1 protein-coding gene is annotated in these 1,214 nt (G+C 33.1%); it reads left to right on the top strand.

The window, feature by feature from the left end:
• Positions 1–429 precede the first annotated feature (429 nt).
• Positions 430–1,214: Hsp70 family protein (locus tag Q0370_RS11460; RefSeq protein WP_299575845.1), on the top strand; the 785-nt coding region annotated here is incomplete at its 3' end.

A 1,214-nucleotide genomic window follows, 5' to 3' on the forward strand; every position in this document is an offset into this window, starting at 1 on the left:
TCCACTTTGAAGAGCCTTTAATGCACTTTCAAGGTCTTTTTGCGGTTGTGGAGTTCCACAGCTGAATACAAATAGCATCATTGCTAAAATGAGTAATAATTTTTTCATTAATTTCCTCCATGTTAAAGATTTTACGGTAGTTATTATCAATTTTCCAATAGGGAAAAATAGGCATACCTTGGATCATAATAACATTTTTTTTAAACTTTGTCGATAAAATTAAAATAAAAAAGGCAAATGGAGCAGGAATTTTTGATGTTTGAGAAAAAAATTAATGAAATTTAATAGTGAATATGTTATAATTAAGGCAATTATTTAAAGTATTCTTAGTTTTAGGCTATGAAAAAAATTGACATTTAAGTTAAATTGCTGTAATTTTTATATTTATAGAAAAAAATAAAAAAGGATGAAATGAAGGGAGAATTGAAAATGTCAAAATACGTTTTTGGAATTGATTTGGGAACAACTTATTCCTGTATAGCCCGTGTAGATGATACAGCAAGGGCTGAAGTAATTAAAAATAATGATGGAGATAATATAACGCCGTCTGTAGTTGAATTTGACGGAGATAATGTGATTGTAGGATCAGATGCAAAATCTGAAGCAGTTTTGAATCCCGAAAATACAGTAATGCTTGTAAAAACGCTTATGGGAAAGACAGATTTTGCAATTAATTATAATGGGGAAGACAAGACTCCTGAAGAAATATCGGCATTTATTTTAAGAAAATTGACACAAGATGCTTCGGAACAGCTTGGTGTGGAAGTTAAGGATGTTGTAATAACTTGTCCAGCTTACTTTGGAACAGCAGAACGTACAGCAACTAAAAATGCAGGTAAAATCGCAGGACTTAACGTACTGGAAATCATAAGCGAGCCGACAGCGGCGGCACTATACTATGGATGTGCAAAGGAACAGAATGAAAAGACAATTCTGGTTTATGATTTAGGAGGCGGGACTTTTGACGTTACGATTATGCGTATCAGTTCTGATAAGATTCAGGTTATCTGTTCAGACGGAGATCACGATTTAGGTGGAAAAAACTGGGATGAAGTATTGATAGAATACCTTGCTGACCAATTTGTCAAGAAAATAGGCTATGATATTGAGTTTGACGAATATGCAAAACAGGATTTACGATTGAAGGCAGAAAAAATAAAAAAACAATTAACTTCGAGAAGTCAAGCTGGAGATATGTTGGAAGTCATGGGAAA

It is taken from the genome of uncultured Leptotrichia sp., assembly GCF_938036635.1.
Taxonomy (GTDB): Bacteria; Fusobacteriota; Fusobacteriia; order Fusobacteriales; family Leptotrichiaceae; genus Leptotrichia; species Leptotrichia hongkongensis.